Raw genomic sequence first — 1,456 nt, 5'->3', positions numbered from 1 at the left:
TCTCAGTTGCACTCGATTTAATCAATCCTCAACATTTAAGAAACTGGTTTGCTAGTTGCTGTTATTGTACCTCATAACAGCCGTGAATGCTGTATCGTCATGGCTAATGCTAGCTATCAGTTGATTACCAGCGTAATATTCGTGATGGGAAAAGGAGATTTCGACTATTGTGAGGGGTTCAGGAGCTACGGCTTGGGCTTGGTCAACGATGTAGTTGTCGAGTTCGGCTTGGGCGAGGGCTTGGTTGTCGGGGGCAGCAGGGGTGAGTTTCTGAATCTTGCTGGCTTGATAATCCGCGATCGCAGTAATCCAAGAATCCTTGCAGCGTTTGTCGCTTACTTCGACTGTGCAGGCGATTTCGCTGTAGATTTGCTTGAGTCGGGCAATAGATTTCAGTTGCAGCTGTTGTGCTGTGTAAATAACGTGAGTCATAATTGATAAAGTCTTAATGGACAATAGAGAAGCGCTTCAGATTGGTAGTCGGGCGCTTTCTCTATTTTTATTATCTAACCGTTTCGATTAGTTGTCAACCATTGCGATTAGAATATTGACATATCGGTTAGTAGAAGCTAATCTAGGTTTAGATTCCATCCGTTAAAGGGTAATTTTAAAGATGCAGTGCAGCGCATTATTCCCAATGACGATTAAGTGGAACTTGGCCTATCTCATGCTTGAACGTGATATTAAAACTGGAGAACTGGCAGAAATTACAGGACTTCATCCAAACACAATTTCAAAGCTAAAGGCATACCGTGATATGCCCAAGAGACTGGATAGGGAAACACTTAATCAACTTTGTAAAGCACTCAACTGTAATCCAGGCGATTTATTGAAGTTCGAGCCAGATTAAAATATGCAAAGCCTAGTAATACCTACTGAGACTAGGCAAACACCAGATAACCACATTTGAAAGCTGACTAGATTTGTGCCACTGTCACAGTAAGCATTGGGGCAAACACAAGGAGGTGTAAGTTAGATATGGTGATACCAATAGAAGAATCAATGCCGATCAAGTGGCGCTTGGCTGTATTAATGGCTGATAGAGAAATCGACTATAAAAAGCTTGCCCAGATGACAGGGTTGCATCCTGTAACCGTCAGCAAGCACAAAAATATTCGGGTGATGCCAGAGAGACTAGACAGAGACATGCTAGAAAAATACTGCAAAGCTCTTAATTGCCAGCCCGGTGATTTGTTAGCTTATGTGTCAGACAAATCAAAAGACCGAACATCGTAACATATTGCTTTTTACAGCCATTTACTAACTAATAAGTCGAAAGTATTTTTTCCTCTAAAGTCTGAACCATTTTATGAAAACTCTATTTTTAAAATTGATTTGCAATCGACTTTAAGCAATGCGACCAGGGTTAGCGCGTCTCAAACCCTATTGACAAGCGGACTTACCTGATCAGCAATCAAGTTAGAAACAAAGTGGCACTATCCAGGCTAGGGTAAGA

Annotated in this window: 3 protein-coding genes; 2 read left to right on the top strand and 1 reads right to left on the bottom strand. The window is 41.6% G+C overall.

Translation table 11 applies throughout. The features are described 5' to 3' along the window. Positions 1–51 precede the first annotated feature (51 nt). Positions 52–432, bottom strand: coding sequence for a hypothetical protein (locus tag V7K49_RS01385; protein WP_335204224.1), 381 nt, complete (start codon positions 430–432; stop codon positions 52–54). A 205-nt stretch (positions 433–637) separates the two neighbouring features. On the opposite strand from V7K49_RS01385, the gene V7K49_RS01380 reads away from it, so the two are divergent. After that, on the top strand, positions 638–850 hold the full coding sequence (locus tag V7K49_RS01380; protein WP_190734108.1) for a helix-turn-helix domain-containing protein: 213 nt from the start codon (positions 638–640) through the stop codon (positions 848–850). A 128-nt stretch (positions 851–978) separates the two neighbouring features. Continuing rightward, on the top strand, positions 979–1,236 hold the full coding sequence (locus V7K49_RS01375; protein ID WP_335204223.1) for a helix-turn-helix domain-containing protein: 258 nt from the start codon (positions 979–981) through the stop codon (positions 1,234–1,236). Positions 1,237–1,456: the final 220 nt, after the last annotated feature.

The organism is Nostoc sp. (assembly GCF_036919675.1).
Taxonomy (GTDB): domain Bacteria; phylum Cyanobacteriota; class Cyanobacteriia; order Cyanobacteriales; family Nostocaceae; genus Nostoc.
Note: the sequence above shows the minus strand (reverse complement) of the source record. Positions and strands in the feature narration are given on the sequence as shown.

What these genes read in the sequence shown, in the direction of transcription:
- V7K49_RS01385 (WP_335204224.1), bottom strand. Translation starts at nt 432, where the DNA reads ATGACTCACGTTATTTACACAGCACAACAGCTGCAACTGAAATCTATT.
- V7K49_RS01380 (WP_190734108.1), top strand. Translation starts at nt 638, where the DNA reads ATGACGATTAAGTGGAACTTGGCCTATCTCATGCTTGAACGTGATATT.
- V7K49_RS01375 (WP_335204223.1), top strand. Translation starts at nt 979, where the DNA reads ATGGTGATACCAATAGAAGAATCAATGCCGATCAAGTGGCGCTTGGCT.